Here is a 25,788-nt window from a genome sequence, read left to right on the forward strand (position 1 = left end):
TATTAGGGAATTTTGACTTTCTCCACACCCGGCACCCGGCGCGAAGCGCAATATTTTGTAATCGGGAGGACACAGCGGCTTCCGAGTCCGCCGGAAACCAATCCGATGTTAGATGAAAAGAGCGTCCCGCCCCCGCCAGAAGAAGAGGTAGCCGAGACGATGGGAAAAAATGTCGAATCTTTGCAGATTTCCCATGCCGCCTCCCCGGTTGGGGAGTGGGTGACGTTGAGTCTGAGGGTGGTGGCGATCGCGCCCGCCCGGGACACCGAGCCTAAACATTTGATCGAAATAGCCGATCGCGCCCGATATCGCGCCCAAGCCGGTGGCTGAAATCCGGTCAGATCCGTTCTATGATATCCTGATAATTAAGCAGAATTTTCAGACGTCGGGAATTTCAGATTTGAGATTCTCCCTTGGGGACGGAGCTATCGGAATGAGGAGTGAGAAGTCATGGAGTTTCTCACTTCTCTTTTCTCGCTTCTCTTTTCTCCCTACACCCTACACCCCATCTTCACGATCTTACATCCGAGCCAAAGCCGCAATTTTGGCTCGCTTATCTGTCTCCAGACCCTGTAATTCCTCTAAAGTCAACCACTTCTCTTTGAGCAACTGAGCCAACACGAAAATTAGCACCGAATATCGACCGTCGTATTTACCCTCAATTTCGTGCCGTTTGGCACTCAAAAAATCGTGCAGCCGCCAAATGGCATCAATATCAGTAATTTCAACTGCTTTTTGTCGAACTTCATCCATCAACGTTTTAATTTCGCGATCGTAAGCTTTCTGCAAAGCTTCATCTGCGACTGTCTTTTCGGCTTCAGACCAATTAATTTCATTCACAAATCGTTACCCAAGCTGATCGTTATCTAGGGGTGCGTGTCCAGATATTGACAGATTAAAATCATCAAAAATAGCCCGACTCTTTGTTGAAAAAGCCGGCAATTTCAGTTTGCCTTTGATCCGGCACGAAGCACTTTAATCATTATAGAACAGTCAGTCATCCACTTCGCACCCCTCACGGCTTTGGGAGTTCGGTTTTGCCCGAACCGACGTTCATAGTGCGATCGAACAGGGAGCGTTCTGCAAAAGAAAACGTCTCCCTGTCCCCTCGTTCGATGAAAAACCTGATTCTAACGAACCAAATTGAGCAGTTCTTTGGGCGATGCCAACAGATCGATCGCCACGAAGAAAATTTGATTTTCCGGGTTGAGCAAGAATCGCCAAGCAATATTCATGCCGACGTTCCCTCCAAACCACGGCGTTTGCACCTTACCCGTCACTTTAACCTGGGTGTAGCCGTCTTCTGCGGGTTCCTCAACACCGCGCTCGGGGAGTAACTTGAGGTTCTGGCACTCCTCTCGGAAAAAGCGCAATACGTTCTCTTTGCCGACAATTGGTTTTTGGAAAGGAGGTTGCAGGGCGCCGTCAGAGACAAACAGTTCGATGAGCGTATCAAAATCGTTGGCATTTAGGTTGTTCATATATTCCAGCACGGTGGAATTGCTGACACCTTCAATTTTGACTGAAGTTCGCTGGGACACCTCTTGGGGGGGGACGACTGGCTCGGCAACGCGGGTAGAACTGCCTAAGTTACTCGCATCGAGGCCCATGCCAACGACGCAATTCCGCAACACCGTAATTTGCTGGCCGGGATCGAGTCCCTGAATCGTCGCTAAAACGGCAGTGGCATTGGCAGAAAGTTCGTAGCCTTCGGGAATCGGCGCCACACTGCCGTCATCCATCCACTGTCCGAGTTGATACCAGAATCCCAGTTTGATGTTGGGAGACCAGCTTCCGTAGGCGCGACAAATGGGGGTGTCGGCGCGGTTGGCGAGGTCGCACATCGCCTGGGTTTGTTGCATGGGGGTCATCTGCCGAATTTCATTGAGGGTATTCTCGGCAAACTGCATATTAGCCGCCCCGGGCGCCGCAATGGTGATAGTTTTACCCATTTCAAGATAGGCAAACCAGATCAGGGCCAGTTGATCTTCGGCATTGAGCTGCTTGAATCGGGCGATCGTCGCGGGAACGACATCGGCCGATAAGGTTTCGGGGAAAATGCCACGGGCCGAATCAATGGTAAATGGCATGGGGGTACCTCAATTGGTTGTAAAAAAATCCTACCACGGTTCGGTATCAAACCATGCAGAATCTTTTCAGGGACTCCAGTTACCCCGGGAAAGGGGAACTGAGGATGGTCACCGACTGGGGCGCGGGTGTTGCCCCACTGAATTGGGGGTGTTGATTTCCTATCCCCTCAAAGACAATTCAACACCCCTGAAAGCAAAACCAAAATTTTTCTGGGCGATCATCGCGGGCGTCGAAGCGCAACACCGATCGCCCAAAATTTTAAGCCCTCCTAAAACTGGAAGAAAGTTCGGATCACGACGACAAAAGTCGTATCATTTTGGAAATTGTCATCCGGGTTGGTGACGACGTATCCGTAACTCAAAAGATGACCTCTCCCGCCAGTTTTGTCGGGGTCGAAAATTGTTTGGCTTCCAGTTCCCCGGTGTCGGCGTTGAGGCGATCGCGGATCTGGGCTTCCGAATTCGGTTCCGGTTCGAGGGCTGTAACCGGTGCGCCGATGAAGCCGACGGACACGAGGGCTAATTTGACGGCCAAGAATTTTCCGAGGGTGTGTTTCACGTTCCGGGACACCGCCTGCCGGGGGGGGTGGCGATCCAGATTCGGTCAGTTTTCCGGCGGACGAGCGGATAGAATGGGGGCAAACGTTTAAAAATCAATAAAATATGGCTATCGAGATCGAGCGCAAATTTTTGGTGCGGGGGGACGGGTGGCGATCGCTGTCTGTCGGTAGCATTTATCGCCAGGGCTACATCACCAGCACCCCCGGAAAAACGGTGCGGGTTCGGGTTGTCGGCGATCGCGGGTATCTGACGATCAAAGGCACTACGGTGGGGTATCGGCGATCAGAGTTTGAATATCCGATCCCCGTCGAAGATGCGGAAGAGATGTTGGCGACGCTGTGCGATCGGCCGCTGATCGAAAAAAAGCGCTATAAAATTTCCCTGGGGGATTTGATTTGGGAAATCGACGAGTTTTTCGGGGATAATGAAGGGTTGATTTTGGCCGAAGTCGAGTTACTCGACGAAGGGCAAATCTTCGACCTGCCGGAGTGGATCGGCGAAGAAGTTTCCCACGATTCCAGATATTATAACGTCAATTTGATCCGGAATCCCTATCGTAATTGGTCTCTTCGGGAAGGATAAATATGATGAAATTTCAGACTAAAATTCAGCGGGAATGTTACGAACAAGTCGCCACCTGGATGGAAGAGATGTTCGACAAATATCCTTGGGAAAAACTCGACGAACCGGGGTTCGGCTTGTTCATGGGATCGGCTTGGGTGGAAGTGCGGATTCACCCCTGGCATCAGGATGCGGTGATCGAGACGCGATCGCCGGTCGTCAAAGGGGCCGAAATTACCCCGGAATTGATGCAATTTTTATTGTCTAAAAATGCTCAGATGGTCTTCGGCGCTTTTTCTTTGGATGAGAACGACGACATTTGTTTTGGCCATACCATCGTCGGCTCGACTTGCGACCCGGGGGAATTGGAATCTTCCGTTTTGTCCGTGTTAGAAACCGCCGACAAATTTGACGATCAAATTATCGGAAATTGGGGTGGAAAGCGGGCGCTAGATATCGCGCCTTAATCGCCACGTTGCGATTTTACTGTCGGGGCGAATCCGATTCGCCCTTTTCAATTTCTGCCGGCCGTTCGGTCAAATTTTAAAACGCCGCCAACCCCAAATATTTGACTCCTTCCGGACTCACATCAAACCGACAGGGTAGCACTTCCACACCCTTCAAGATCGCCGACCGCAACAGGTTCCCGTAAACCGGATCGGCTTCGTCCCCGGAGGCAAATTTAACGCAATCCCCGCGATTGATAAAATACAGCATCACCGCCCGAGATCCGGCTGCAACAATCCCCATTAACTCGGTCAAATGTTTCTGCCCCCGTTCCGTTACGGTATCCGGAAACAACGCCAACTGTCCCTGCGCCCAAGTCGTATTTTTAACTTCTACATAAATCGGTTTTTCGCCCCCTTCCAAAACAAAATCGACCCGACTTTTTCCCCCTAAGCCGTAGGGGACTTCCCGCCGAATTTTCCCGTACTCTCCCAACTCGGGAAAGAGACGCTGCTGGAGGGCGAGTCCCACAATTTTATTGGGCAAACTGGTGTTAACTCCCACCCAAGTCGGTTCGTTATCTTGAAGCTGAATTAACTCCCAGGTGTAAGCCAATTTTCGCTTGGGATTGTCACTTTTCGACACCCAAACCCGATTTCCGGGAATGCAAACCCCCGTCATCGGGCCGGTATTGGGACAGTGGGCGACGACCACTTCCCCGGAGGCGAGTTCGATATCCGCCATGAACCGCTTGTAGCGGCGGATGAGAGTTCCGGAAATTAGGGTTGGATAGGAGTAGAGAAAGGGTTCGGTCATTTTGGGGTGATGGATTTGAACGGGAGAGTCAAAAACTTGAAACCAAACTAGGGTATCATGTTAACAACCAGTTGGCTCGATGAGGATAAAAATTATGACCGCGACAGCATCTCCTTCTAATCTGCCGACTTTGGAAGAAATCCGCTCGGGTTGGCCCAATATTTGCGGTTGGGAGGCGGAAATCGCATCCGTCGTCAATCACGGCGATCGCATTTTCCAACCCGTCAACAACCTAAATCCAGACCAAATCACCGCCGGATTTGCCTGCGCCCTCCATCTGCACCAACCCACCGTCCCGGCGGGGGCAAATGGGGAACTCATCAGCAATCTCCAGTATATGTTTGAACATCCCAACGAGGGCGACAATCACAACGCCGAACCCTTCGCCTGGTGTTACAAACGCATGGGGGAATTTATCCCCGAATTGGTGGACAATGGCGACAATCCGCGCATCATGTTGGACTATTCCGGCAACTTGCTGTGGGGGCTGCGGCAGATGGGGCGAAATGACGTTCTCGACGCCCTGAAACGGATCGCTTGCGACCCCAAATATTGGCCCCATGTGGAATGGTTGGGGACGATGTGGAGTCACGCCGTTATCCCCTCGACTCCTATCCCCGATATCAAGTTGCACATCCGGGCTTGGCAACATCATTTTGCCTCTATTTTTGGCTTCGATGCCCTGGGACGGGTGAAGGGTTTTTCTCCCCCGGAAATGCACCTTCCCAACCATCCCGACAGTTTGTTTGAATACATCAAAGCCCTGCGGGAGTGCGGTTATCGCTGGCTGATGGTTCAGGAACATTCCGTCGAGCGTTTGGACGGTTCCCCCCTCCACCACGATGATAAATATATCCCCAATCGTCTGGTGGCGCGAAATTCCCACGGCGAAGAAATTGGCATTACGGCGTTAATTAAAACCCAAGGTTCTGACACGAAATTGGTGGCGCAAATGCAGCCCTACCACGAGGCGAAAAGTCGCGGACGGCAGCAGCTTGGAAACTGCGAAGTTCCCGGCTGCGTTACGCAAATCGCCGACGGGGAAAATGGCGGCGTGATGATGAATGAATATCCCCGGGATTTTAAACCGGTGTGGTCTGATATTAAGGACAATGGCCGGGGTTCGACGGGGGTTGTGGGGCTCAACGGAACGGAATATTTGGAATTGTTGGAAGTGGCGGGGGTGCGGCCGGAGGATTATCCCACCTGTCAGGCAGTTCACCAACATCGTGTCTGGGAAAAAGTCGATCGCGCCACGCCGGAAGCCGTCGAAAATGCGATCGCGCAATTGCGGGAAACTGACCCCCAATTCAACATGGATGGGGCATCCTGGACGAACAATTTGAGTTGGGTGAAAGGATATGAAAATGTGTTGGAACCGATGAACCAACTCAGCGCCGATTTTCACCGCAAATATGACCCCCTAGTTGCTGAAGATCCGACCGTGACGCGACGGCAGGATTATCAGGAAGCATTGCTGTATAATTTACTGTTGCAAACGAGTTGTTTTCGCTACTGGGGACAGGGAATGTGGACGGACTATGCCCGAGAAATTTACCGTCGGGGTGAGGCGATAGTCAAGGGTTAAAAAAAATCTCCCTCCCCTCTACCCGGGGAGGGTTCGGAATAGGCTTGACATTTTGAGGCTCAATCCGATAGGATGGACGGTGGTGTTGATTTGTGAAAAACTTTCCTTGAGAATGACAAAGAGTCCCCAAAAAACCGCCCAACCCTTTTTAAAGTGGGCGGGGGGCAAATCCCAACTGCTTTCACAGTTTGAAAATTTATATCCCCTCGAATTAAAGCAGGGTCAAATTCAACACTATATCGAACCCTTTATCGGCGGTGGAGCTGTCTTTTTTGAGGTTGCCCAGAAATATCAAATCGCCTCGGCATCAATTTATGATATTAACCCCGAGTTGATTCTAGTTTATCAGGTCATCCAAAAAGATGTAGAAAGGTTGATCGAGGAAGTTGGCAATCTTGCCAGGGATTACCATCAATGTCCGTTAACTGAGCGAAAATGTTTTTATTTTAAACTGCGCGATCGCTACAATTTACAGAAGCAAGAAATCGGCGATCGGCAATATGATAGCCATTGGGTTTCCAGAGCCGCTCTGTTAATTTTTTTGAATCGCACCTGTTTTAATGGCTTATTTCGCCTCAACAGCAAAGGGGAATTTAACGTTCCTCCCGGCAGCTATAAAAATCCTAAAATATTGGATGCAGACAATTTGCGATCCGTGTCGGAATTGCTACAAATTGCCGAGATCGCAGTGGGGGATTTTGAATTGTGCGAACCAGCCATCAAACCGGGAACGTTGATTTATTTCGATCCCCCCTATCGTCCCCTCAGCAAGACGGCTAATTTTACGTCTTATTCAACATTTACATTTTGCGATCGCCAACAGACTCGACTGGCTCAATTTTTTCGCCACTTGGACACCACCCATGATGTCAAAATGATGTTGAGCAATTCCGATCCCAAAAATGAAGATCCGACAGACGACTTTTTTGAGGAATTATATCAACCCTTCAAGATTCATCGCGTCTCCGCCAATCGCGCCATCAACAGCAATGGCAAAAAACGGGGTCAAATTGATGAATTAGTGATCACCAATTATTGATAGCCTCATGTCGGCGGGATCGTCAATGAGTGGCATTTGTTGTGATTTGGGTAACTGCAACAATCTAATCCATCAATCCGATATAAATGATCGGGTTTTAAGTGAAAATACTCAGATCACGCCGTGAGGCTGCAAAAATTGTGGCAGGTGGGCGAACTTGATCCCTCGTTTCTCCATTCTCCTTTGGGACATTTAATCTGGGGTTGACAATTTTTGATGATTAAGAACGGCAAAAATTGACCCTAGCATCTCTATCCAAATGGGCAGAATTGCTAGGGATAAAGCCGGTCAATCCATCCGATCAGCAGTTATGACTCACCGCTAAAATTCGCCTGTAGTTGTTCTTCCTGCTCGTTGGTCAAATTGGACTGAATCAGTTCGGCAGTTTCGCCTTCAAAAGCTTCTTGAACCTTATCCAAGGTGACATTACCCGTGAGTAAAAACAGGGCGGATGTTCCTTCCGTCACTTTGCTTTTGACATCTTTGATAAAATCATCATTGATACCGTAATCCGATAAAGAACCCGTCAAAGCGCCGACGGCGGCTCCGGCGACCACACCTAAAATGGGCACGAAAAAGAGAATGCCAAACAGCAGTCCCCAGAAAGCTCCATCTAAAGCTCCGGCGCCTGCCAAATCTACAGCTTGCTTGGTTTTGGGCTTTTTCTTGCCTGCGGGCCAAGACACGGTGGCAGCGTCTTTAATTTCAATGAGACGTTGTTTTTGTAGTTCGGCTAACTTGGCCAGGGCTTGCTTGGCTCCTTCGGCGGTGTCAAATTTCCAAACGGTTAATGTTGCCATAGTGGTTTTGATCCTCGATCAATTCAAACGCTACAATCATCGATTCTATCAGAAACTGGGCGAAAAGTTCTCTTTTGACGCGACCAGAATTTTGGGTGGATGTCATGGGTTCACGGGAGTGGGGACGCGCTTTTCACCCGTTGACTCGATCGAAAGTTGCGATCGCGTGTATAATGTTGGATTGGCAAAAAACATCAACTCTGAGCCTCAAAATCCAATCATTTCACAAAAGTCCATAATTCCGTTATCATGCGGGACGGTGAAATATTGATAAGGAGTCCCATGAAAATCCGGTGGAGGATTTTGCCTCTCACTTCGATCGCGATCGCCCTCACAATCCTGTCAAAACCGACACATTCCGAATCACCGCCCGCCAGTTCCTGTCAACCCCCCGCCTGTTTGGATTCCGCGTCGGAACCCGGGGAGATGCAACCCGAACGAGATCTCACCATCGAGGATGTCAAAACCGTCGGCAACTTCCGCAGCAGCTACGGTTCCCAGCCTCAAAAGCCGACTCATGTGCAATCCCGCAGACGCCGGAAACGTCAAATTACATCGGTGTCCCAACTCTCCGACGTCCAACCCACCGACTGGGCCTTCCAAGCCTTGCAATCCCTAGTCGAACGCTACGGCTGCATCGCCGGATATCCGAACGGAACTTTCCGGGGAAATCGCGCGTTAACCCGCTACGAATTCGCGGCGGGTTTGAACGCCTGTTTGGAACGGATAACGGAATTGATCGACGCTTCGACGGAGGGTTTGGTCGGCCGGGGCGACTTACTCGCGTTGCGGCGATTGCAAGAAGAATTTGCGGCCGAATTGGCATCTTTAGCCGGACGGGTTGATGTTTTGGAAGCCCGGACGGCGGAGTTGGAAGCCAATCAATTTTCGACCACGACCCAACTGAGCGGCGTGGTTATTTTTAATTCCATGAATTCTAACAACCCGGAATTTAACGGGAATCGAAAGAATTTCAGTCGCACGGACTCGGATTTAGACCAGGCGGTTTTTGGCAGTCGTTTCACGTTCGATTTTGACACCAGTTTTACCGGGACAGACCGCCTGCGAGTAGAGTTGCGGGGAGGCACGATTGTCCGACAACTCGGAGATCAAACCAACATGGGAGGGTTGGATTACGAATTTGACAGCACGAAAATCGTTCCCACTTCGGTCGAATATCGGAGAAACTTCGACGATCGCTCCTTCTTTTGGGTGAGTGCGTTTGGCGTGGGGTTAGATGCGGTCTTCCTCGACAACTTCAATCCCTACTTTCAACGCAACGGGGCGGCCTTCACCCAGTTTGCCGTCCGCAACCCCATTTATCGCCAACCCAGCGGCACTCAGTTGGCGGCGGGACACCAATTTAACGACTGGTTTGGAATGGCCGTCGCCTACACCCAGCAGGGACCGACAGCCGCCAATGCCAGACCGGGCGACGGTCTATTTAACGGCAGCTACAGTACGGGAGCAAATTTACGATTTACCCCCACGGAGAACTGGCGATTCGGTTTGACCTACATTTTTTCTTACTACAAGAAAGATGACTCATTTTTGCTGGGAAATACGGGAAGCGAACGGACCTTCGACCCCTTTTTTGGCAATCCCACAACCGCCCACAATGTCGGCTTTCAGACGACGGCATTGTTGACCCCCCACTTTAACATTGCCGGCTGGGTGGGTGCGACCTTTGCCCAAGATCAGCGCTCAGATAATAGCGCCAGAATTTATAATTGGGGTGTAGCTTTATCGTTTTTAGATCTGTTTCGGGAAGGGGATCAGATCGGCGTTTTTGTGGGAATGCCGCCGAAATTGGTGGACATCGATCGCGGGCCGGACGACCCCGATACAGCCCTGCAATTTGAGAGTTTTTACACCTTTCCCGTCAACGATTACATCACGATTAATCCGGGATTTTACGTCATTACCAGTCCCGAACACGACCGGCGAAATGATACCATCTTTGTGGGACTGATCCGCACGGTTTTTGCGTTTTAGCCGTTATAATATCGGAGATGATTTTGAAATTGGCGATCGCCGTCACTCCTGGGGGAACTTTAGAATGAAAAAAATTGTCCGTTTTCTGGGAATTTTATTGCTCGCGCTGTGCTTGACTTTAACTTGGGAATCCGAGGCAGTTGCCCAATTTCCGTTCCTTCCAAAAGCTCCCAATACGCGAAATCCCGAAACCCCTTGGTGGGATCTCAATCGGGCGAGGATTTGCGGTTCAAATTGGTGCAGCAATGTCGAACTCAGCGGAAATCTGAGAATCGGTACGGATTTGATCGTGGCAGCACCTCGAGATCTGAACAGCGACGATTATTCGACCGCGTTGAGTTTGGAAAAACGGGCCGTATTAATCGAGCAGTTATTTGCTCAAATCGTCAGGAATGTTACGCGATCGCAACCCTTACCCCAAGTCGCCCGGCAGGATGACTGGGACTTTTGGTGGCCCTACAGCTCGAAAAAAACCCTGCACCCCCTGACCCCGAAATTTAAAATCGGAACTCAAAATAAGCAGACCGTCATCTTTACTCCCGCACAACCCGAATTGGGGATACCAAAAGCCACATTTATAACGGTCAATCGTGCGGATGCGATCGCCAACGGTACGACGGTAAAAGCGCTGGCTCAAACTTGGCAAGATCGGATAGAACTGGCGGCAAGTCGGGCATTGTGGGGACGAGAATTTGACGCTCAATTTCCCTGGACGAGAGCCAATATTGCGATGATTATTGGCGGACTCGCCATCATGTCAATCGTGCTTCTCTCCGAATTTAGACATCTATTAAGTCGGTGGCAAGATCGGATCGAAAAAAAGCTGAATAGCCTGATTTTATCTCATCAATTTAATCCGGAAGCGGCATCTGGAGAAACGATCCCAAAGTCGGACGATCTGGGGGAAACGGAACCGACAGACTCTCCCCGGCAGATGGCGACGACCGACACCCCGATCGATCCCAAAGAGAAAAAGTACAATTTTTCGTTCGATTTCCAACAACCCATTGCCGATTTTCCAAAAGTGATCGCGACACATATCTACAGCCAAACTGCACTTCGGCAAGAAAAAAATGTGGTCGAGTTGTTGCGAAGATTTATTCTAGTTGGGAATCTATTTATTCTTTTGGTGGGCCTCATCGCGATCGGCTTTCTATTTCGCCAAACTCGCCCGTTTATGCTTCAGATTGCCATTCAAGCGACCGTTATATCTGCACTTTGGATCGGAATCGCCGTGATGGATAAACTGCTCGACTTTGCCATCGATTCCGCCCTGAATGACTGGGCAAGAGAAAAACAGAAAACCGATCTGAAATCGAACCGATACGCCATGCGGGCGAGTACCTACTCTCCGGCTCTTAAAAATGGAACGATGGCGATTTCTATCGCTTTGGGAGCTTACGGAACGATCCTTTTTCTCGGCATCAATCCGGCGATCTTGGCCGGGGCGGGAGCCTTCGCACTGTTGACCGCATTTCTGTCCAGACAGGGGATTCCCAGAAGACTCAGGACAAAAATTTTCAAAATGACGTGACTCAATCATAAATAATCCGCGATCGCCCCCCATTTCTCCGACAATTTTTGTGAGCTTGCACCGCATGGGGTTTGCGTTTGGGCCGGTATAATGTCTGAGGTTGTCTTTAAATTGGCGATCGCTGTCACTTTTAGGAGAACTGCCAAATGAAGAAAATTGCCCGTTTTCTGGGAATTACACTCCTCGCATTTTGCCTGACTTTCGCCTGGAAATCCGATGCGGTTGCACAATTTCCGTTTCTTTCCGCGGCACCCGATGTAGAAAATCCCGAAACCCCTTGGTGGGATCTAAATCGGGCTGAGATCTGCGGTTCCCATTGGTGCAGTCACGTTTATCTGAGTGGGAATTTACTCAAACACAATGGAGATTTGACGTTGGGAGCGGCTCGAAATTTGGAACGAGATGACCGGGAAATTGCCGTGAATTTGGAAAGACGCGCCAACCTCCTCGAAGAATCTTTCAACCGGGGCGTCCGCAACATCACCCGGGCGCAATCTTTGCCCCAGGTTTCCGAGCCCAAAGATTGGCACTTTTGGTTGCCTTACAATTCGGACAAACCCCTGCACCCTCTCACACCGAGAGCGGAAGTCGGAACTGAAAATCAGGAAACGGTCATCTTTACTCCCGAACAGCTCGACTTGGGAGTACCCAAAGTCACATTTGTAACCGTTACCCGCCCGGATGCAGTCGTCAATTCCACCACGGTTCAAGAGTTGGCTCTCACTTGGCGAGATGTGGTCCGACAATCGGCCAGCGAAGTCTTGTGGGGACGAGAATTTGATGCCCAATATCCTTGGGCGAGGTTACAAATTGCACTGGGTATCAGCGGGATTGCCATCATTGCAATTTTGATTCTGTCCCGGCTTCGAGAATTGCTGAGGCGATGGCGTCAGCGTGTGAAAAGAAAATTGGAAGCGCTGATAGTCTCCGCTCAATCGAATCCAGAAGCCGCGTCGGGGGAAACCCTTCCCGAATCTGACGGCGAAGAAACAGAGGGGGTCGATTCTGACCCACCCGAAACGGAGTCCGAGCCTCCACTGTCCGCCCCAAATAGAAAGGGAAAGTTCAATTTCGGTTTCAAACAAAAACTTGCCAAAGTTCCCCGAGCGATCGCGGCCCGTCTCAACAGCCAAACCTCGCTTCAGCAAGAAAAGAATTTGGTCGAATTGCTGCGGCGATTTCTCCTGGTCGGGTATCTATTTATCATTTTGTTCGGCCTGGGTCTGATCTTTTTTATCTTTCGTCAGACCCGCCCCTTTATGATTCTGATTGCGGTGCAGGCGATCGCCATCCCCGCCCTCTGGTTCGGAATAACAGTCATCGATAAGATCTTCGACTTTGCCATCGATTCCTCCCTGAACAGTTGGGCGATAGAACAACAAGAAGCCGACCCCAAATCCAACCGCTACACCATGCGGGCGAGTACCTATTCTCCGGCGTTGAAAAGTGGAAAGACCGTCATTATGGTTGTCCTCGGTATTTACGGGACGATTGTTTTGCTCGGCATCAATCCGGCGATTTTGGCGGGGGCGGGCGCCTTCGCACTGTTGACGGCATTTCTGTCTCGAAATATCGTCGAAAATATGCTGAACGGAGTTTTGATTTTGTCTACCGATCGCTATGCGGTGGGAGACGTGGTTGAAATCGGACAGTATGCGGGGGCGGTGGAAAGCATGAACCTTTACGTCACCAACCTCCGCAATTTGGACGGTCAGTTGATCGCCATCCCCAACGGTCAAATTTCGGCGGTCATCAACAACACCAAAGATTGGTCGCGGGTCAACTTCGGCTTGCAAATTTCCTGGGATGCGGACATCCGAAAAGCGATGGAAATTATTCGGGATGTCTCTCAAAAAATGCAAAGCGAACCGGAGTGGAAAGACAAAATTTTGGACCCTTTGGAAATTTTGGGGGTCGATGAAATTTCCCACGAAGGAACCGTGATTCGCTTTTTGATCAAAACTTTACCGGGCGAACAGTGGCCCGTGGGGCGGACGTTTCGATTTCGACTCAAAACGGCTTTGGATGAAGTGGGAATTGCCCTCGGCGTCCCCCAGCGATCGATCTGGTATTGTCAGGATTCGGGATATTCTCTGAAGTTGCCGAAGCGATCGGACTCCAAAGATACCCCGGACAAAAAGAGTCAGAACGAAGTGACTCAATCTTAAATGATCCTCTATTTTCTTTTGCCTTTTATGCCCTCTCCCAGACTCGATATCGGCTACATTCCCACCCCCCAAGATTTGCTGGGGGACGTCCTGACTTGGGCCGCAGTGTGCGAAGATGATATCCTCTACGATCTCGGCTGCGGTGACGGACGGGTGACGATCGCGGCAGCGAAACGATTCGGAGCCCGGGGGGTCGGCATCGACATCGATCGCGATCGCATTTCGGAAGCCGCCGAAAACGCCAAAATAGCGGGCGTTGGCGATCGCGTTCAATTCCGCCAGGGAAACCTATTTGAAAGCCATTTCGGCGAAGCGACCGTGGTTTTTCTCTACCTTTTACCCCACCTCAATCTCCGCCTGAAACCCCGATTATTCGAGCAACTCCAACCCGGAACCCGCATCGTTTCCCGAGACTTCGACATGGAAGATTGGAAACCCGATCGCACCCTACATTTACCCCATCCCGAAGAGGAATGCACCTTCTATTTTTGGCAAATTCCAATTCAGTAGGGAGTCGAGAGTCGGGAGTCGGGAGTCGGATTCAATTCTAAAAAAATGGATTCAAAATTATGACAAATAAAGCATTTAAATCCTATCGAGATTTGAGGGTATGGGGAGAAGCGATGAATTTGGCTCAGATGTGTTATCAGATCACTCAAGCGTTTCCGCCCGCTGAAATTTACGGAATGACTTCACAAATCCGCAGGGCAGCGGCATCGGTGCCAGCCAACATAGCAGAGGGATATGGTCGAGAGAACAGAGGAGAATATATTCAATTTTTGAAAATAGCTCAGGGCTCTCTAAAGGAACTCGAAACCCATTTGCTCCTGTCAGAAAGAGTGAAATCGATCGATAATCAAACGATTGAACCGCTTCTGCGACAATGTGATGTAGTGGGTAAAATGCTACGTTCTCTGATTCGCTCGCTCCAGAAAAAAACTAAAGAGGAAATCCTAAAAATGGATTTCGTATCGACGCTTTCCGACTCCCGACTCCCGACTCCCGACTCCCCACCCCACTCGGCGCGATCGGTGAGATAATAGTAGACGTTGAAGATAACCTGCGGGAGTCCAATGGCGTGGGGTTTCGGATGTTGGGGGAACGGACAAACTGGGGACGTTGTGACATCCTCCCGAACCGCTCGAAGCACGGTTGCTCCTCGTTCGATCTGCAACCCAGAAGACTTGAGATATTTGGATTATGAAAATCGCGATTCTGTCCCAAGATAGTTCCCTGTACTCTACGAAGCGACTCAAAGAAGCGGGAGAACAGCGGGGTCATGAGATGTACGTCATCGACTACCTGCGCTGTTATATGAATATCACCTCCCACAAGCCGATGGTCATGTACGGGGGGAAACCCCTGGAAGGCTTCGACGCCATTATCCCCCGCATCGGCGCCTCCAAAACCTTCTACGGCACGGCGGTGGTGCGCCAGTTCGAGATCATGGACGTGTTCACCGCCAACGAGTCCCAGGCGATCTCGCGATCGCGGGACAAGTTGCGCTGCCTGCAATTGCTGGCCCGGGAGGGGATCGGCCTGCCGGTGACGGGGTTCGCCCACTCCACCAAGGATATCGACGGGTTGATCAATATCGTCGGCGGGGCGCCGCTGGTGATCAAATTGCTGGAGGGAACCCAGGGGATCGGGGTGGTGCTCGCCGAAACCTACCAGGCGGCCAAGTCCGTGATCGAGGCGTTCCGGGGGTTAGATGCCAATATTTTGGTGCAGGAATTTATCAAAGAAGCGGGGGGAACGGACCTGCGCTGTTTCGTGATCGGCGATCGCGTGGTGGCCTCGATGAAGCGGCAGGGGGCCGAGGGGGAATTTCGCTCCAACCTGCACCGGGGGGGAACGGCCGAGAAGGTGAAATTGACCCCGGAGGAGCGATCGACCGCCGTCCGCGCCGCCAAGATTATGGGGTTGAAGGTGGCGGGGGTGGACCTGCTGCGATCGAACCACGGCCCGGTGGTGATGGAGGTGAACTCGTCGCCGGGACTCGAAGGCATCGAGAAGGCGACGGGGGTGGACGTGCCGAGGAAGATCATCGAATATCTGGAAAAACACGCCGGAAAAGGCAACCCCCGCGATCGCACCCAAGGTTAAACTGTGATTATGGGGTCAAGACGGTCAATCTAATGATATCCTGGGGAAGTGATAGTCGCTTTAACAAGGCTGGATAGTTATGGACGTTAATGACCTCGGATTTGTTGCCAGCATCCTTTTTGTGCTGGTTCCTTCCGTATTTCTTCTGATTCTGTACATTCAGACCCAGAGTCGCGAAGGAAAGGAAGGGTAAACCTGATTTTTCCCTTTTTTATCAACCCCAAAAAAAGCGCTGTCGGCAATTTGCTCCAGCGCTTTTTTATTTAGGGCTGTCTGAAAAAGTCGCCTCGTTGAATTTAGAGGCTGTACAGATGAAAAGTCGGGTCGGGAGTGGCAGTCACGTCCAATCGGGCGTCAAAATACGGTGCCGGAGTATTTCCACCAATTGCCTTTGACGGGCGAAGCGGTGATAGAGTCCATGTACCGGGTGGTCTGGACGCAGGCTTCCTTGCCGTCCGGGACGTAGACGTAGCCCGCCTCGCCGAAGAATTCTTCGGTGACGAAAAAGACGCAGGTTCCCTCCCCCTCCAGGTTGTGCCCTGCCTTCCAGATGTAGTGGACGCGCAGCCAGCCGATGTGATCGTCTTCCCGGCAAGACGACGGGTTTCCCGCGCACTTTAACAGAGCCGCTTCGGAGCGATCGAATTTCATCGATTCGATGTCGGGAACCGCCACCAGGAAGGTGAGCGCGATCAGTGCGGGGATGCCGAAGATTTTAGTCAGGGTTTTGAGTGGCGGATACTTCCACCGGGAAATCATCACCCGATCCAGGAGAATCAATCCCACCTCTCCAACCCAGAAGACGAGAGCGGCGGCGAAAGCGAGCAGGAGGATGAATCCTTCGAGAGAGTAAGCCAGGGACAGCCAGCGGCCGACTTGTGAGAAGCTGCCCCATCGCACGACGGCATACATCAGAAAGTGGACGGCCAGCGACGCGACGATGATCAACAGCAGCAGTATCTCCTGCCAGTAACCGCAGGCGGACCCGAGTTGGGATTGGGATTGGGACTTGGATTTGGATTTGCGTTCCACGGCGATAACTCCGAAAAATGTTTCCACCCCACCTGTTCCCAAAATTGCATCCAAATTTCCCGGTCCTATTCGTCCGTCCCCCCCAACCCGCGATCAACGTCCAGTTGCACGGAAAAACCGAACCGGCGATCGCTGTACTTCAGCCACAATCGATCAATAGTGCGGAGGTCTTCGCAGGGGAAGTTGTAGACGCCGAGCAGTCCGGCAATCAGCCCGATGGCGAAGCTTTCCTCCCGATTGCCGATCGCCGAGATCAGGCGCCTTGTCTCCGCGTCCGCTTCTTCCCACCGCCCCGCCGCCAGCAAGTCGCGCAGTTCGGTGTAGTCCATCCCCACCGCCGATTCGAGTTCGACGGTTTCCAAAAAGTCGGGTTCGGCTTTGGACTCCCAGTCGGCTTCGGATTCCAACCGCCCCCAATGATCGAGGGCGATCGCGGTAGACAACAGCGACAACAGCGAGATGGCGGCTGCCGAGTGCAGTAATTTTTTCCGCTTCATGATGCCCTCCGATGAACGGTGCATGGTGCGCCCGTCCCCCCTCACAGTCCGCAGACAGTCCGCAGGTATCGAGGCGTTCGACACGGCCCGCGATACGCAGACCGCGATCGTCGCGCCCGGCGGTCTATCAAATTCACGGTTCCTCTGCCACCCAGACCCCCGAAACCCCTAAACCCTCGGCGTCGCGATCGCTTCCCGCTGATAGCGGATGTTCGCCTCTTTGAGCCGTTTGACCGCTTCGGCGAGGCGATCGCAATCCGCGATCAGACTGATGCGGACGTACCCTTCGCCCCCCGCACCGAAGGCATTTCCGGGCGTCACCACCACCCCCGTCTGCTGCAACACGGAGAGGGCGAAATCCGTGGAATCCATCCCCGGCGGACAGGGTGCCCACAGGTACATCGCCGCCTTCGGTTTGGGGATATTCCAGCCCAACTGGGCCAATTCGTCCACCAGAAAATCCCGGCGCGATTGGTAACGTTCTTGAACCTGATGCAGGTAGGAATCCGGCAGATTCAGGGCCGTTTCCGCCGCGCACTGCAGAGCCGCAAATAAGCCGTAATCCAAGTTGGTTTTCAGGGTCCGCAACCCCTGGATAATTTGGGCGTTCCCCACCACGAACCCGACGCGCCAACCTGCCATGTTGTAGGTTTTGGACAGGGTGTGGAATTCCACGCCGATCGCCTTGCCGCCGGGAATTTCCAGCAGGCTGGTGGGTTGGTAGCCGTCGAAAGCCAACTCCGCATAGCAGAGGTCGTGAACCAGCAAAATCTGGTGTTTGTGGGCGAAGGCGACCAGATCCTCGAAAAATTCCCGGGGCGCCGTGGCACCGGTGGGGTTATTCGGGTAGTTGAAATAGAGCATTTTCGCCCGTTCCGCGATGCGATCGGGGATGTCAGCCAGATCGATGATCCAGTCGTTTTCCGGCTTCAGGCGGACTCTGTAAATCTCCCCGCCGGAAATCACCGGGCCGCGAAAGTGGGCGGGGTAGGCGGGATCGGGGGCGATCACCACGTCTTCGGGGTTGACGTAGGCCAGGGCCAGGTGGGTCAATCCTTCCTTCGATCCCAACAACGGTAACGCCTCGCTGTTGGGGTCGAGGCTGACTCCGTAGCGGCGGTTGTACCAGTTGGTGATGGCGGCGCGAAATGTCGCCGTTCCTTCAAAGGGCGGGTAGCCGTGGTTGGCGGGATTTCTCAATGCTTGCACTGCCGCTTCCACAACCGGCTCGGGGGTGGCGCCGTCGGGGTTTCCCATCCCCAGGTCGATCAAATCCAGTCCCTGTTCCCGGGCGCGGGCTTTCAATTCATCCAATCGGGCGAAAACGTAGGGGGGAAGCTGTTTGACCCGATCTGCGGGGCTAATCCAATCTAAAGTCATATTCGATCCGTCGTAAATAGGTTGTTGAGTCGTCGGGGGTATGCCAGGAGAGCAGACAGACGGCAAGCCCATTTCACCGGTTCCGAGCCGGAGTCAAAGAGATGAACAAATGAGAGCATCCGCGATCGCCCGGTCGGTAGATTTACTTAACCTAATTGTCGGGTTAAAGTTGACTCTCCCGGAAATTGTTAACCTTTAATTTTTAATTCTTCAATCGGTGCAGTTGTAGACACCATCGCCGCCATGAGCGATTCCGGACAAACTTTAAAGGGCAGTCGGTGAATGTCGGATCGATCGCCGCAGGCCAGTTCCGCCGACCGCCGCAACTGGGCCAGGGTCGCTTCTCCCAGCCCGAGATCGGCGAGGGTTTGGGGCAGGCCGATGCCGTAAAATTTCAAGAGTTGCTGTCTGGCGGAGGCGGCGAGTTGATTGCCCTGAAGCATCTCTTCGAGGCGCAACTGTACCAAAATGCCATAGGCGACTTTTTCTCCGTGAAGGGTTTTGTGACTCGCGGGCAGGTGGGTGAGGCCGTTGTGGACGGCGTGGGCGGCGACGGTGCGGCACTGCGCCCCCCCCAGGCCCCCGATCGCCCCCGCCAGGAGTACCGTGGCGTCCACCACTTCCCGCCAGGTGGCCCCGCCCGGTTCGCTGAGGGCGGCGACGGATTTTTGAAACAGGATGTCCCGCAGGACTCGCGCCTGTTGCACCGCCGCCACGATCAGGGTTTGCTCGGAATGTCCGCTGCTGACCGAGGCTTCGTACCACTTGGCGATCGCATCCCCAATGCCGGCGATCAAGGTGCGCTGGGGCGCCGTCTGAATGAGGCTGTAGTCGAGGATGAGCAGATCCGGACATTTGGCTAACCCCACATCATACAGGAACTCCCCCCGATCTGTATAGATGTTGGAGAGGGCGGTCCAGGCGGCGCAGGTGGCGCCGGAGGTGGGGACGGTGACGATGGGACATTGAACCCGGTGGGCGAGGAGTTTGGCCGCGTCCAGGGCCTTGCCGCCCCCCACCCCGATGACGAAATCGGCTTGATGTTCGGTGAAGTGGTGCTGGAGTTGTTCTAAACTGGCTTCGCTACAGTCGGGACGGTAGGAAATCCAGGCCGCTTCCAGGGGGTGGCGGTCGAGGATCGGTTGCAGGGGGGTGCGGATCAATTCTAAGGTGCGATCGCCCCCGACAATTAAGGGACTCGAGCCCAATGCCGCGATCGCCTCCCCCGCCGCCGCCAGCGCGTCGATTCCCCGCATCACTCGGGCCGGCGCAATGCTCAACACTGCGGGGGGTGCGAGTTCGCAGGGATTGGCGGACAGGTCGGGGGAGGATAATGGTTGCATGGAGGCTCCTCGCAGAAGTGACTAAATTTTTGATTTTAGCGTAATTTTACCCGGGTGGGGGCAGATCCGATCCGGACGGGGAGATTTTTGTCGCGGCCCCCTTCACAAGTCAAAATTCAAAATTCAAAATTCAAAATTCAAAAGCCGAAAGTCTGACTTTTTGATGAATTCGGCGGAGTGAACGAGGAATGGGTGATTTTTTGCTGCAATTTTTAGGATTTTTAACCGATTTTTTGACCTAAAATTGATCGGTGATTTTTTTTATTTTTTCCTTCGTCCACCGGTTGCCCCGAGCCGCGATCGCCTTCAAATTCAAACCATTTCCGAACTTATTGTTTCCAGCAATTTTATCGATTTTCCGAACGATCGTCCCGGCATCCGGGGGGCGGTTGCCCGGAAAGGGATCGATCAAATGATCGATCAAATCCATAAAATCCCGGGATAAATCGGACGTTTTCCGCCGCCACGACAGGCGGCCGTTGCGGGGACTTTCCGGAATTTGAGAGGGGGAATAGCCCGTCAGTAAATAGACGAAAGTCCGTCCCAATGCGAAAAAGTCGGATTGGGGGCAGGCGTTCAAATTCGTCTGTTCGGCGGGGATGTAGCCGGGGGTGACGATGCGGGTGGCGTAGGTGTCCTGTTGCCGTTCCGACCAGTTTTGTCGTTCCAGCCAGAAGTTAATTAATGCCAACTGTCCGTCCGGTTTCAAGAGAATATTTTTGGGTTTGATATTTTGATGAATGAAGTTGTGGTCGTGGACGATCGCCAATATTTCTACGATCTGCTTCAACCAAGCGATCGCCACGTCTTGGGTGATGGGTTCCCCTCCTCGGGATTCCATCCACTCCGTGAGGGGGATGCCCTCCATTTTTTCGACGATCAGGTAATGTAAAAATGGGTCGGATTCTTGGAGTTCTTCTTGCAGGGAACGGGTGTCGTCAATTTCGGGAATTCCGGGGTGGGAATCGATATCTTTGAGTAATTCGGCTTCTTCCTCAAAGAGTCGGACGGCTTTGGGTTGTCGGGAGGGTTTGGGGTTGAGGACTTTTAACAGTTTCGGCGTTTCTCCCACAACCATCTCAAATGTCGTGTCGAACGGGTTGCTGTCGAGACATCCGACAATTTGATAGTGGGCGGATAAAAGCGCCAAGGTGCGATCGGCGATGGGATGGGACGGGGACTGAACCTGGGAGGGTTCGGGTTGCGGTTGAGGTTGGACCATGATCGGTTTAAATCATCTCTTCAATTTGTCATAACCTAAATTAGCGCAAAGTGACAACTGACGGAAGTTTGAGTTGTCCGGAGTGCGATCGCCGTCTCAATATGAGATGATGGGAGTTGATGCGCGCTCGCTGTCACTAATAATGACAAGCGAAAACCCCCGCATTTTGAAGCCGGGGGTGTTAGTCGAGTAGCTCTCTTAAACTGTAGGTTACTGCTTAGTTTGCCGGTTGCAACGACAATTTTTTAGAGGTTTCCAAAGCTTGTGCGAGAATGCGATTGATGGACTCTTTGTCAGAGACGAGAGTTTGGACATATTCTCTAACTTCGCCTTGGAATTTTTGAAACTCAGCCGGAACAGTGAGAATTTGTTGACGTTGTGTTTCAGGCAGTGCGAAAAACTCGCGTGCTGCATAACCTGTAGCAAAAAACATAACTAGATTTGTCGTTGCGTCAATCAACCCAGTTGGGGCGGGTATGTTCTTGCTCAAGAAACCTAGCCCTAACGCTGTCAGTGTGTTGGTTCCAAAGGCAAGTCCAAAGACAGCCAGAATTTCTCCTTTCTCTTCCGAAGATTTTAGGTCGTTTCCGTAAATATGTGAAATTTCATAACAAAGTTGAATCAAAAGAGGTGTAGTTTGAAAAAAATCAGCTAAAAAAGAAGCGGCGGGAACGGAGACAGAACCTGAAAGTAATCCGACACCAGCAGCCCAAACGGCTTTTTCAAAAATCAAATTTTCGGCAATTGTTGAGTTGTCTGCATTGGGATACATTTCCCGCTCTTTCCGGACATTTTTTTTGATTGTGTCAGGGTCGATTACTTTTAAAGAGTCGATTATGCGATCGAGCCAATGTCGATCCCACAAGTCGATAATTGTCTTTTGCAAGCGTCGATCGCACCCCCGATTTAAGTAATTTTACGGAGAGCTTTCGCAGAAAAAGGATGGTTTCCCTTCCCTCTGGGAGATCGGGGAGATTGAAATAATGTTCCGAGTCGGGCGGGATATGAGATGATGGGGGGTGACGCGCTGTGAGATTGGCCATGTCAATGCAACCGCCCCCCCCTCCGTCAATTACCCCCCGCCAAATGAACTTGCTGCGGGTCGTCGCTTCGATGGCCTGGGCCGATGGCGAACTGGCTCAGGAAGAAGTGGATGTGATGCTGCGGGAATTCGGCAGTCTGTTCGCCAGCGGAGAGCAGCAGGAACAGATCGCCCAAGAACTGCGGGATTATCTGATGCAGAATATTCCCTTGGAGGAGTCGATTCCCAAATTGCAAACCCAGCAGGAACGGGAACTGGTGTTGGCGTTGGGTTATGAAGTGATCGCATCGAGTTCTCGGGTTCCCGACGAGCCGAAAATTAATGACGATGAAGCGATCGCCTATCAGAAATTGAAACAATTGTTGAACCTCCCGGAAGCGAGGGTAAAGGAACTCGAAGCCGGGGTTGACGCCCAGTCCAATGACTCCGAGGGATTGGTAGATTCCATCAGCCGCAAGTTGGGCGAATTTATTCGGGAGATCGGAAAATAAGATCGGGTTTTTGACCCGTCCTTTCATCATCCCCCCCAGCCCCCCTTTGTAAGGGGGGAGCCAGATTAATAAGATTGGGTTTTTGACCCCCGATCCCCCCCAACCCCCCTTAATAAGGGGGGAGGTAGATTAACCGGATTTAATATGGAAAAAGATGGTCGATCAAATTGATGATATTGCTCGGCAGGCTCACCAGGGCAGTGTGGCCGCCATCATTCAGGTGCTCAACGATCGCCTCGCGGAAACCGGGGTGAAAACTCGGGCGGTGTGTTCGGGCGGCGTCCTGCAATTGTTGTGCGAGGCGAACCGGGCGGAACATCTGGAAAAATCCGATTTGGTGGGGCGGGTAAAGGAGATTTTGGAGGCGATCGCACCCCGAAATATTCGCCGCGTCCGCGTCAACAGCCGCATCCTCCAAAATCAAAGGTTGCTGTGGTTGGAAGATATCATCCGCGACCCGGATAATCAACTGCTGTGGTCCGAAGATATTATCCTCCGACAGCCGAACCCAATTCAACAGTTTATGGCGGATTTTAAAAGCAACAAAAATCGCCCGATCGCAGTCAATTCGACGGAACGCATCCGGGAAGAACGGCAGTTTCGGCGGGGGTTGCTCATCGGCGGCATGAGCATCTGTTTGCTGTTGATTATCGGGGGATTTGCTCTCTATCAGTGGTGGAATTCGCAACTGCCGGAGGGATTCGAGACGCAGGAACCCGGCGTCTCGTCCCCCCAGAGTCCCCCGCTGGACTCCCTCTCCGACGAGGAATTGTTCAAACGAGCCGTGGATCTCGCCCAGGAAGCCGTCGCCTTGGGAAAAGGGGCGGATACCGAGGCTCAATGGTCTGAAATTGCCGACAAATGGGGGGAAGCGGCGGATTTGATGGCGGCGGTTTCCCCGGATTATCCCCGCCACGCCACCGCCCAAAATCGGGTGGCATTGTACCGCCGCAACCGGGATGTCGCCCAAGAAGAGGCTCAAAAGCGTCAAAACAATTAATAATTAATCATTAACAATTAATCATTAATAATTATAAAAAACAGATTTAAAATTGCCGGTGGGGGCAACCGTCTCGGGTTGCCCGATGTCAAAACAATCTCGGGTTGCCCGATGTCAAAACAATCTCGGGTTGCCCGATGTCAAAACAATCTCGGGTTGCCCGGTGTCAAAACAATTAAGAATTAATCATTAATAATTATAAAAAAAACGAATTTAAAATTGCCGGTGGGGGCAACCGTCTCGGGTTGCCCGATGTCAAAACGAGCCGATTTCTGAGTATTTAACCCGATTTAATATCAGGATAAAACCGGACTAAATATCAGGGATTGACTGCGACTTGATTCTGGACGGTGGCGACAACTTGGCTGGCGATCGCTTCCGGAATGCGGGTATATTCTAACCCTTGATTGAGGGTTTGACCCTGACCGAGAACCCACCCCACCATATCTTTTACCGCCTCGGCTTTTTCGGGGTTTTCATACTGCTGTTTCACCAGCAGCCAGGTGATCCCGATGATGGGATATCCGCCGTCGGGATCTTGGAGGTTTGCGGCTTTAAAATCCTGATAAAAACGCACTTGGGAGAGGGCGCGGTTCGCCTCATCCAGGCTGGGCGCGACGAATTCGCCGGCTAAATTTTCGAGTTGGGCGGTGAGTAGATTTTGTTGACGGGCGAAGGTGTCTTGAACGTAACCGATCGCCCCCTGCGTTTGTTTGACGGTGTTGGCGACACCCTCATTTTGAGCACCTTTTAGGGGGGTTCCCGGCCAGTTGGGAGCGGTGGAGACGTTGACATTATTTTTGAAGGTGGGACTGATGGCGCTCAGGTGGCGGGTAAAAATGAAAGTGGTACCGCTGGAGTCTTCCCGAACCACGGGTTTGATGGGGAGATCGGGCAAGTTGACGCCGGGGTTATCTTTGGCAATTTTTGGGTCATTCCATTTTGTGATTTTCCCCAAAAAAATATCGGAAAGGGCGGTTCTGGACAGTTTGAGATCGGAAACACCCGGCAGGTTGTAGACGACGGCAACCGCACCCCCGGCGGTGGGAACGCGGACCATACCTTTGGGCATTTGGTCGATTTGGGATTGACTGGGGGGGGCGTCCGAACCCGCAAAGTCAATGCTGTCGGCGATGAAGCGATCGATGCCGCCGCCGCTGCCGATCGCGTCGTAGGTGACGGTGATTCCGGTGTCTTGTTTGAAGGCGGAAAAGTATTTTTGGTACAGGGGGGCGGGGAATGATGCCCCGGCTCCTTTTAATGTCACCGCGATCGCCGAACTGGCGGAGGTAAATGCCAGGGCGAGGGTCGCGATCGAGGCAGAAAGCACTCGTTTTGTTAACACCATGATTGTCTTCTCCTCCCGGGGAACGAGAATCGTATTTAATCTGGGCTAACTATACCAAAGTTGCGATTCGTCTAGGCGGTGCTTAATGTTTTTTTACACCCTTAAACTGCCCTTAACCTTCGCAACAAAAATACAACATCGGTCGAGTCTGTGCCGTCTATTTTTTGTCTGGATTATTAATTTTATCATAAATTAGAGCTTTTCTTCAATCTCGGTCAATCCGAAAATCGCTCCCAAAAAGATCCGTTAAAAAAATACGTTGTTGCGCTTTAGCGCCCCAGCAACTGATATGGATTCAACTCACAACTCAAAAGAAGAATGAACCCTGTTTCCGCCTTGACTTGCGATCGCTTGTCAATTTCTGTCAAAATAATACAGACAAAAACTGAGGGCATAAAATGCGACAATACTATAACAAACTCGTCCGCGATCGCATCCCGGACATCATCCAGAAAGCCGGGTGTCAGTGCGAGACACAAATTTTGTCCGATTCGGAATATCGTCATGCTTTGCGGAACAAACTGCTGGAAGAAGCGGAAGAAGTCCGGACAGCAGAAAATTCAAAATTGCGAGAAGAATTGGCGGATCTTCTGGAAGTGGCGGAAGCGTTGATGGAGAGTCATGGCATCTCGGCAGAAGACATCAGATTAGAACGCGATCGAAAACGTGCGGAACGGGGCGGGTTTGAACGGAAGATCCTGTTATTGTGGACGGAATAACATCTTCTG

At 51.9% G+C, this 25,788-nt stretch carries 27 protein-coding genes; 15 read left to right on the forward strand and 12 right to left on the reverse strand.

Annotated elements, in window-relative coordinates:
• Window positions 1–105 precede the first annotated feature (105 nt).
• On the forward strand, window positions 106–330 hold the full coding sequence (locus tag AC0QHF_RS25035; protein WP_324706987.1) for a diguanylate cyclase domain-containing protein: 225 nt from the start codon (window positions 106–108) through the stop codon (window positions 328–330).
• A gap of 189 nt (window positions 331–519) precedes the next feature.
• On the opposite strand, the gene AC0QHF_RS25040 is transcribed toward AC0QHF_RS25035, so the two are convergent.
• The 3 genes from AC0QHF_RS25040 to AC0QHF_RS25050 form a co-directional block, all read right to left on the reverse strand.
• Window positions 520–840, reverse strand: coding sequence for a hypothetical protein (locus tag AC0QHF_RS25040; protein WP_324706988.1), 321 nt, complete (start codon window positions 838–840; stop codon window positions 520–522).
• A 290-nt stretch (window positions 841–1,130) separates the two neighbouring features.
• Window positions 1,131–2,090 (reverse strand): orange carotenoid-binding protein, encoded by a 960-nt coding sequence (locus AC0QHF_RS25045; protein WP_324706989.1) that lies wholly within the window; start codon window positions 2,088–2,090, stop codon window positions 1,131–1,133.
• Window positions 2,091–2,448: 358 nt separating this feature from the next.
• Window positions 2,449–2,625 (reverse strand): hypothetical protein, encoded by a 177-nt coding sequence (locus AC0QHF_RS25050; protein WP_324706990.1) that lies wholly within the window; start codon window positions 2,623–2,625, stop codon window positions 2,449–2,451.
• Window positions 2,626–2,753: 128 nt separating this feature from the next.
• Between AC0QHF_RS25050 and AC0QHF_RS25055 the strand changes: the two genes are divergently transcribed.
• Both AC0QHF_RS25055 and AC0QHF_RS25060 read left to right on the forward strand, forming a co-directional pair.
• Window positions 2,754–3,233 carry a CYTH domain-containing protein gene (locus AC0QHF_RS25055; protein WP_324706991.1) on the forward strand — a complete coding sequence of 160 codons (480 nt, stop codon included), beginning with the start codon at window positions 2,754–2,756 and terminating at the stop codon, window positions 3,231–3,233.
• A 2-nt stretch (window positions 3,234–3,235) separates the two neighbouring features.
• Window positions 3,236–3,679, forward strand: a complete 444-nt coding sequence (locus AC0QHF_RS25060) for a T3SS (YopN, CesT) and YbjN peptide-binding chaperone 1 (protein WP_324706992.1) — start codon at window positions 3,236–3,238, stop codon at window positions 3,677–3,679.
• 76 nt (window positions 3,680–3,755) lie between these two features.
• On the opposite strand, the gene sfsA is transcribed toward AC0QHF_RS25060, so the two are convergent.
• Window positions 3,756–4,475: a DNA/RNA nuclease SfsA gene (sfsA, locus tag AC0QHF_RS25065; RefSeq protein WP_324706993.1), complete on the reverse strand. Its 720-nt coding sequence runs from the start codon at window positions 4,473–4,475 to the stop codon at window positions 3,756–3,758.
• Between the two features lie 94 nt (window positions 4,476–4,569).
• On the opposite strand from sfsA, the gene AC0QHF_RS25070 reads away from it, so the two are divergent.
• A complete protein-coding gene (locus AC0QHF_RS25070; protein ID WP_324706994.1) occupies window positions 4,570–6,063 on the forward strand; it encodes a glycosyl hydrolase family 57 in 1,494 nt (497 codons plus the stop codon).
• Window positions 6,064–6,175: 112 nt separating this feature from the next.
• A complete protein-coding gene (locus tag AC0QHF_RS25075; RefSeq protein ID WP_324706995.1) occupies window positions 6,176–7,102 on the forward strand; it encodes a DNA adenine methylase in 927 nt (308 codons plus the stop codon).
• 308 nt (window positions 7,103–7,410) lie between these two features.
• Here the strand turns inward: AC0QHF_RS25075 and AC0QHF_RS25080 are convergent, their stop codons facing one another.
• Window positions 7,411–7,902 (reverse strand): DUF1269 domain-containing protein, encoded by a 492-nt coding sequence (locus AC0QHF_RS25080; RefSeq protein WP_324706996.1) that lies wholly within the window; start codon window positions 7,900–7,902, stop codon window positions 7,411–7,413.
• A 303-nt stretch (window positions 7,903–8,205) separates the two neighbouring features.
• Between AC0QHF_RS25080 and AC0QHF_RS25085 the strand changes: the two genes are divergently transcribed.
• The 7 genes from AC0QHF_RS25085 (at window position 8,206) to psbM (ending at window position 15,898) form a co-directional block, all read left to right on the forward strand.
• Window positions 8,206–9,897: an iron uptake porin gene (locus AC0QHF_RS25085; RefSeq protein ID WP_324706997.1), complete on the forward strand. Its 1,692-nt coding sequence runs from the start codon at window positions 8,206–8,208 to the stop codon at window positions 9,895–9,897.
• A gap of 64 nt (window positions 9,898–9,961) precedes the next feature.
• Window positions 9,962–11,431, forward strand: a complete 1,470-nt coding sequence (locus tag AC0QHF_RS25090; protein WP_324706998.1) for a mechanosensitive ion channel family protein — start codon at window positions 9,962–9,964, stop codon at window positions 11,429–11,431.
• 146 nt (window positions 11,432–11,577) lie between these two features.
• Entirely contained in the window at window positions 11,578–13,599 is a 2,022-nt protein-coding gene (locus AC0QHF_RS25095) for a mechanosensitive ion channel family protein (RefSeq protein WP_324706999.1), read from the forward strand.
• 27 nt (window positions 13,600–13,626) lie between these two features.
• On the forward strand, window positions 13,627–14,109 hold the full coding sequence (locus tag AC0QHF_RS25100) for a class I SAM-dependent methyltransferase (RefSeq protein WP_324707000.1): 483 nt from the start codon (window positions 13,627–13,629) through the stop codon (window positions 14,107–14,109).
• Between the two features lie 59 nt (window positions 14,110–14,168).
• The gene (locus AC0QHF_RS25105) at window positions 14,169–14,639 is read left to right on the forward strand and encodes a four helix bundle protein (protein ID WP_324707001.1); all 471 of its coding nucleotides are present in this window, start codon (window positions 14,169–14,171) and stop codon (window positions 14,637–14,639) included.
• Between the two features lie 160 nt (window positions 14,640–14,799).
• Window positions 14,800–15,705, forward strand: a complete 906-nt coding sequence (gene rimK, locus AC0QHF_RS25110; RefSeq protein ID WP_324707002.1) for a 30S ribosomal protein S6--L-glutamate ligase — start codon at window positions 14,800–14,802, stop codon at window positions 15,703–15,705.
• A 79-nt stretch (window positions 15,706–15,784) separates the two neighbouring features.
• A complete protein-coding gene (gene psbM, locus AC0QHF_RS25115) occupies window positions 15,785–15,898 on the forward strand; it encodes a photosystem II reaction center protein PsbM (protein ID WP_324707003.1) in 114 nt (37 codons plus the stop codon).
• Window positions 15,899–16,059: 161 nt separating this feature from the next.
• Here the strand turns inward: psbM and AC0QHF_RS25120 are convergent, their stop codons facing one another.
• From AC0QHF_RS25120 to AC0QHF_RS25145, 6 genes are all read right to left on the reverse strand, one after another.
• A complete protein-coding gene (locus tag AC0QHF_RS25120) occupies window positions 16,060–16,737 on the reverse strand; it encodes a hypothetical protein (RefSeq protein WP_324707004.1) in 678 nt (225 codons plus the stop codon).
• 65 nt (window positions 16,738–16,802) lie between these two features.
• Window positions 16,803–17,258 carry a GUN4 domain-containing protein gene (locus AC0QHF_RS25125; RefSeq protein WP_324707005.1) on the reverse strand — a complete coding sequence of 152 codons (456 nt, stop codon included), beginning with the start codon at window positions 17,256–17,258 and terminating at the stop codon, window positions 16,803–16,805.
• A gap of 144 nt (window positions 17,259–17,402) precedes the next feature.
• Complete coding sequence (locus tag AC0QHF_RS25130) at window positions 17,403–18,614, reverse strand: aspartate aminotransferase (RefSeq protein ID WP_324707006.1); 1,212 nt, start codon at window positions 18,612–18,614, stop codon at window positions 17,403–17,405.
• A 188-nt stretch (window positions 18,615–18,802) separates the two neighbouring features.
• Entirely contained in the window at window positions 18,803–19,957 is a 1,155-nt protein-coding gene (locus tag AC0QHF_RS25135) for an iron-containing alcohol dehydrogenase family protein (RefSeq protein ID WP_324707007.1), read from the reverse strand.
• A gap of 238 nt (window positions 19,958–20,195) precedes the next feature.
• The gene (locus tag AC0QHF_RS25140) at window positions 20,196–21,179 is read right to left on the reverse strand and encodes a serine/threonine protein kinase (protein WP_324707008.1); all 984 of its coding nucleotides are present in this window, start codon (window positions 21,177–21,179) and stop codon (window positions 20,196–20,198) included.
• Between the two features lie 217 nt (window positions 21,180–21,396).
• A complete protein-coding gene (locus AC0QHF_RS25145) occupies window positions 21,397–22,065 on the reverse strand; it encodes a hypothetical protein (protein WP_324707009.1) in 669 nt (222 codons plus the stop codon).
• A 161-nt stretch (window positions 22,066–22,226) separates the two neighbouring features.
• Between AC0QHF_RS25145 and AC0QHF_RS25150 the strand changes: the two genes are divergently transcribed.
• Window positions 22,227–22,712, forward strand: a complete 486-nt coding sequence (locus tag AC0QHF_RS25150) for a tellurite resistance TerB family protein (RefSeq protein ID WP_324707092.1) — start codon at window positions 22,227–22,229, stop codon at window positions 22,710–22,712.
• A gap of 154 nt (window positions 22,713–22,866) precedes the next feature.
• Entirely contained in the window at window positions 22,867–23,712 is an 846-nt protein-coding gene (locus AC0QHF_RS25155; protein ID WP_324707010.1) for a hypothetical protein, read from the forward strand.
• A gap of 319 nt (window positions 23,713–24,031) precedes the next feature.
• On the opposite strand, the gene pstS is transcribed toward AC0QHF_RS25155, so the two are convergent.
• On the reverse strand, window positions 24,032–25,060 hold the full coding sequence (gene pstS, locus AC0QHF_RS25160; RefSeq protein ID WP_324707011.1) for a phosphate ABC transporter substrate-binding protein PstS: 1,029 nt from the start codon (window positions 25,058–25,060) through the stop codon (window positions 24,032–24,034).
• Window positions 25,061–25,458: 398 nt separating this feature from the next.
• Between pstS and AC0QHF_RS25165 the strand changes: the two genes are divergently transcribed.
• The gene (locus tag AC0QHF_RS25165) at window positions 25,459–25,779 is read left to right on the forward strand and encodes a nucleoside triphosphate pyrophosphohydrolase (protein ID WP_324707012.1); all 321 of its coding nucleotides are present in this window, start codon (window positions 25,459–25,461) and stop codon (window positions 25,777–25,779) included.
• Window positions 25,780–25,788 lie beyond the last annotated feature (9 nt).

The sequence above is a fragment of the Lyngbya sp. CCY1209 genome, assembly GCF_055795065.1.

Coding starts and splice junctions, on each gene's coding strand:
- AC0QHF_RS25135 (WP_324707007.1), bottom strand. CDS start 19,957: ATGCAACCATTATCCTCCCCCGACCTGTCCGCCAATCCCTGCGAACTC.
- AC0QHF_RS25150 (WP_324707092.1), top strand. CDS start 22,227: ATGCAACCGCCCCCCCCTCCGTCAATTACCCCCCGCCAAATGAACTTG.
- AC0QHF_RS25095 (WP_324706999.1), top strand. CDS start 11,578: ATGAAGAAAATTGCCCGTTTTCTGGGAATTACACTCCTCGCATTTTGC.
- AC0QHF_RS25105 (WP_324707001.1), top strand. CDS start 14,169: ATGACAAATAAAGCATTTAAATCCTATCGAGATTTGAGGGTATGGGGA.
- AC0QHF_RS25090 (WP_324706998.1), top strand. CDS start 9,962: ATGAAAAAAATTGTCCGTTTTCTGGGAATTTTATTGCTCGCGCTGTGC.
- pstS (WP_324707011.1), bottom strand. CDS start 25,060: ATGGTGTTAACAAAACGAGTGCTTTCTGCCTCGATCGCGACCCTCGCC.
- AC0QHF_RS25165 (WP_324707012.1), top strand. CDS start 25,459: ATGCGACAATACTATAACAAACTCGTCCGCGATCGCATCCCGGACATC.
- sfsA (WP_324706993.1), bottom strand. CDS start 4,475: ATGACCGAACCCTTTCTCTACTCCTATCCAACCCTAATTTCCGGAACT.
- AC0QHF_RS25140 (WP_324707008.1), bottom strand. CDS start 21,179: ATGGTCCAACCTCAACCGCAACCCGAACCCTCCCAGGTTCAGTCCCCG.
- AC0QHF_RS25130 (WP_324707006.1), bottom strand. CDS start 18,614: ATGACTTTAGATTGGATTAGCCCCGCAGATCGGGTCAAACAGCTTCCC.
- AC0QHF_RS25080 (WP_324706996.1), bottom strand. CDS start 7,902: ATGGCAACATTAACCGTTTGGAAATTTGACACCGCCGAAGGAGCCAAG.
- AC0QHF_RS25125 (WP_324707005.1), bottom strand. CDS start 17,258: ATGCACCGTTCATCGGAGGGCATCATGAAGCGGAAAAAATTACTGCAC.
- AC0QHF_RS25035 (WP_324706987.1), top strand. CDS start 106: ATGTTAGATGAAAAGAGCGTCCCGCCCCCGCCAGAAGAAGAGGTAGCC.
- AC0QHF_RS25060 (WP_324706992.1), top strand. CDS start 3,236: ATGATGAAATTTCAGACTAAAATTCAGCGGGAATGTTACGAACAAGTC.
- rimK (WP_324707002.1), top strand. CDS start 14,800: ATGAAAATCGCGATTCTGTCCCAAGATAGTTCCCTGTACTCTACGAAG.
- AC0QHF_RS25055 (WP_324706991.1), top strand. CDS start 2,754: ATGGCTATCGAGATCGAGCGCAAATTTTTGGTGCGGGGGGACGGGTGG.
- AC0QHF_RS25075 (WP_324706995.1), top strand. CDS start 6,176: ATGACAAAGAGTCCCCAAAAAACCGCCCAACCCTTTTTAAAGTGGGCG.
- AC0QHF_RS25100 (WP_324707000.1), top strand. CDS start 13,627: ATGCCCTCTCCCAGACTCGATATCGGCTACATTCCCACCCCCCAAGAT.
- AC0QHF_RS25070 (WP_324706994.1), top strand. CDS start 4,570: ATGACCGCGACAGCATCTCCTTCTAATCTGCCGACTTTGGAAGAAATC.
- AC0QHF_RS25155 (WP_324707010.1), top strand. CDS start 22,867: ATGGTCGATCAAATTGATGATATTGCTCGGCAGGCTCACCAGGGCAGT.
- AC0QHF_RS25045 (WP_324706989.1), bottom strand. CDS start 2,090: ATGCCATTTACCATTGATTCGGCCCGTGGCATTTTCCCCGAAACCTTA.
- psbM (WP_324707003.1), top strand. CDS start 15,785: ATGGACGTTAATGACCTCGGATTTGTTGCCAGCATCCTTTTTGTGCTG.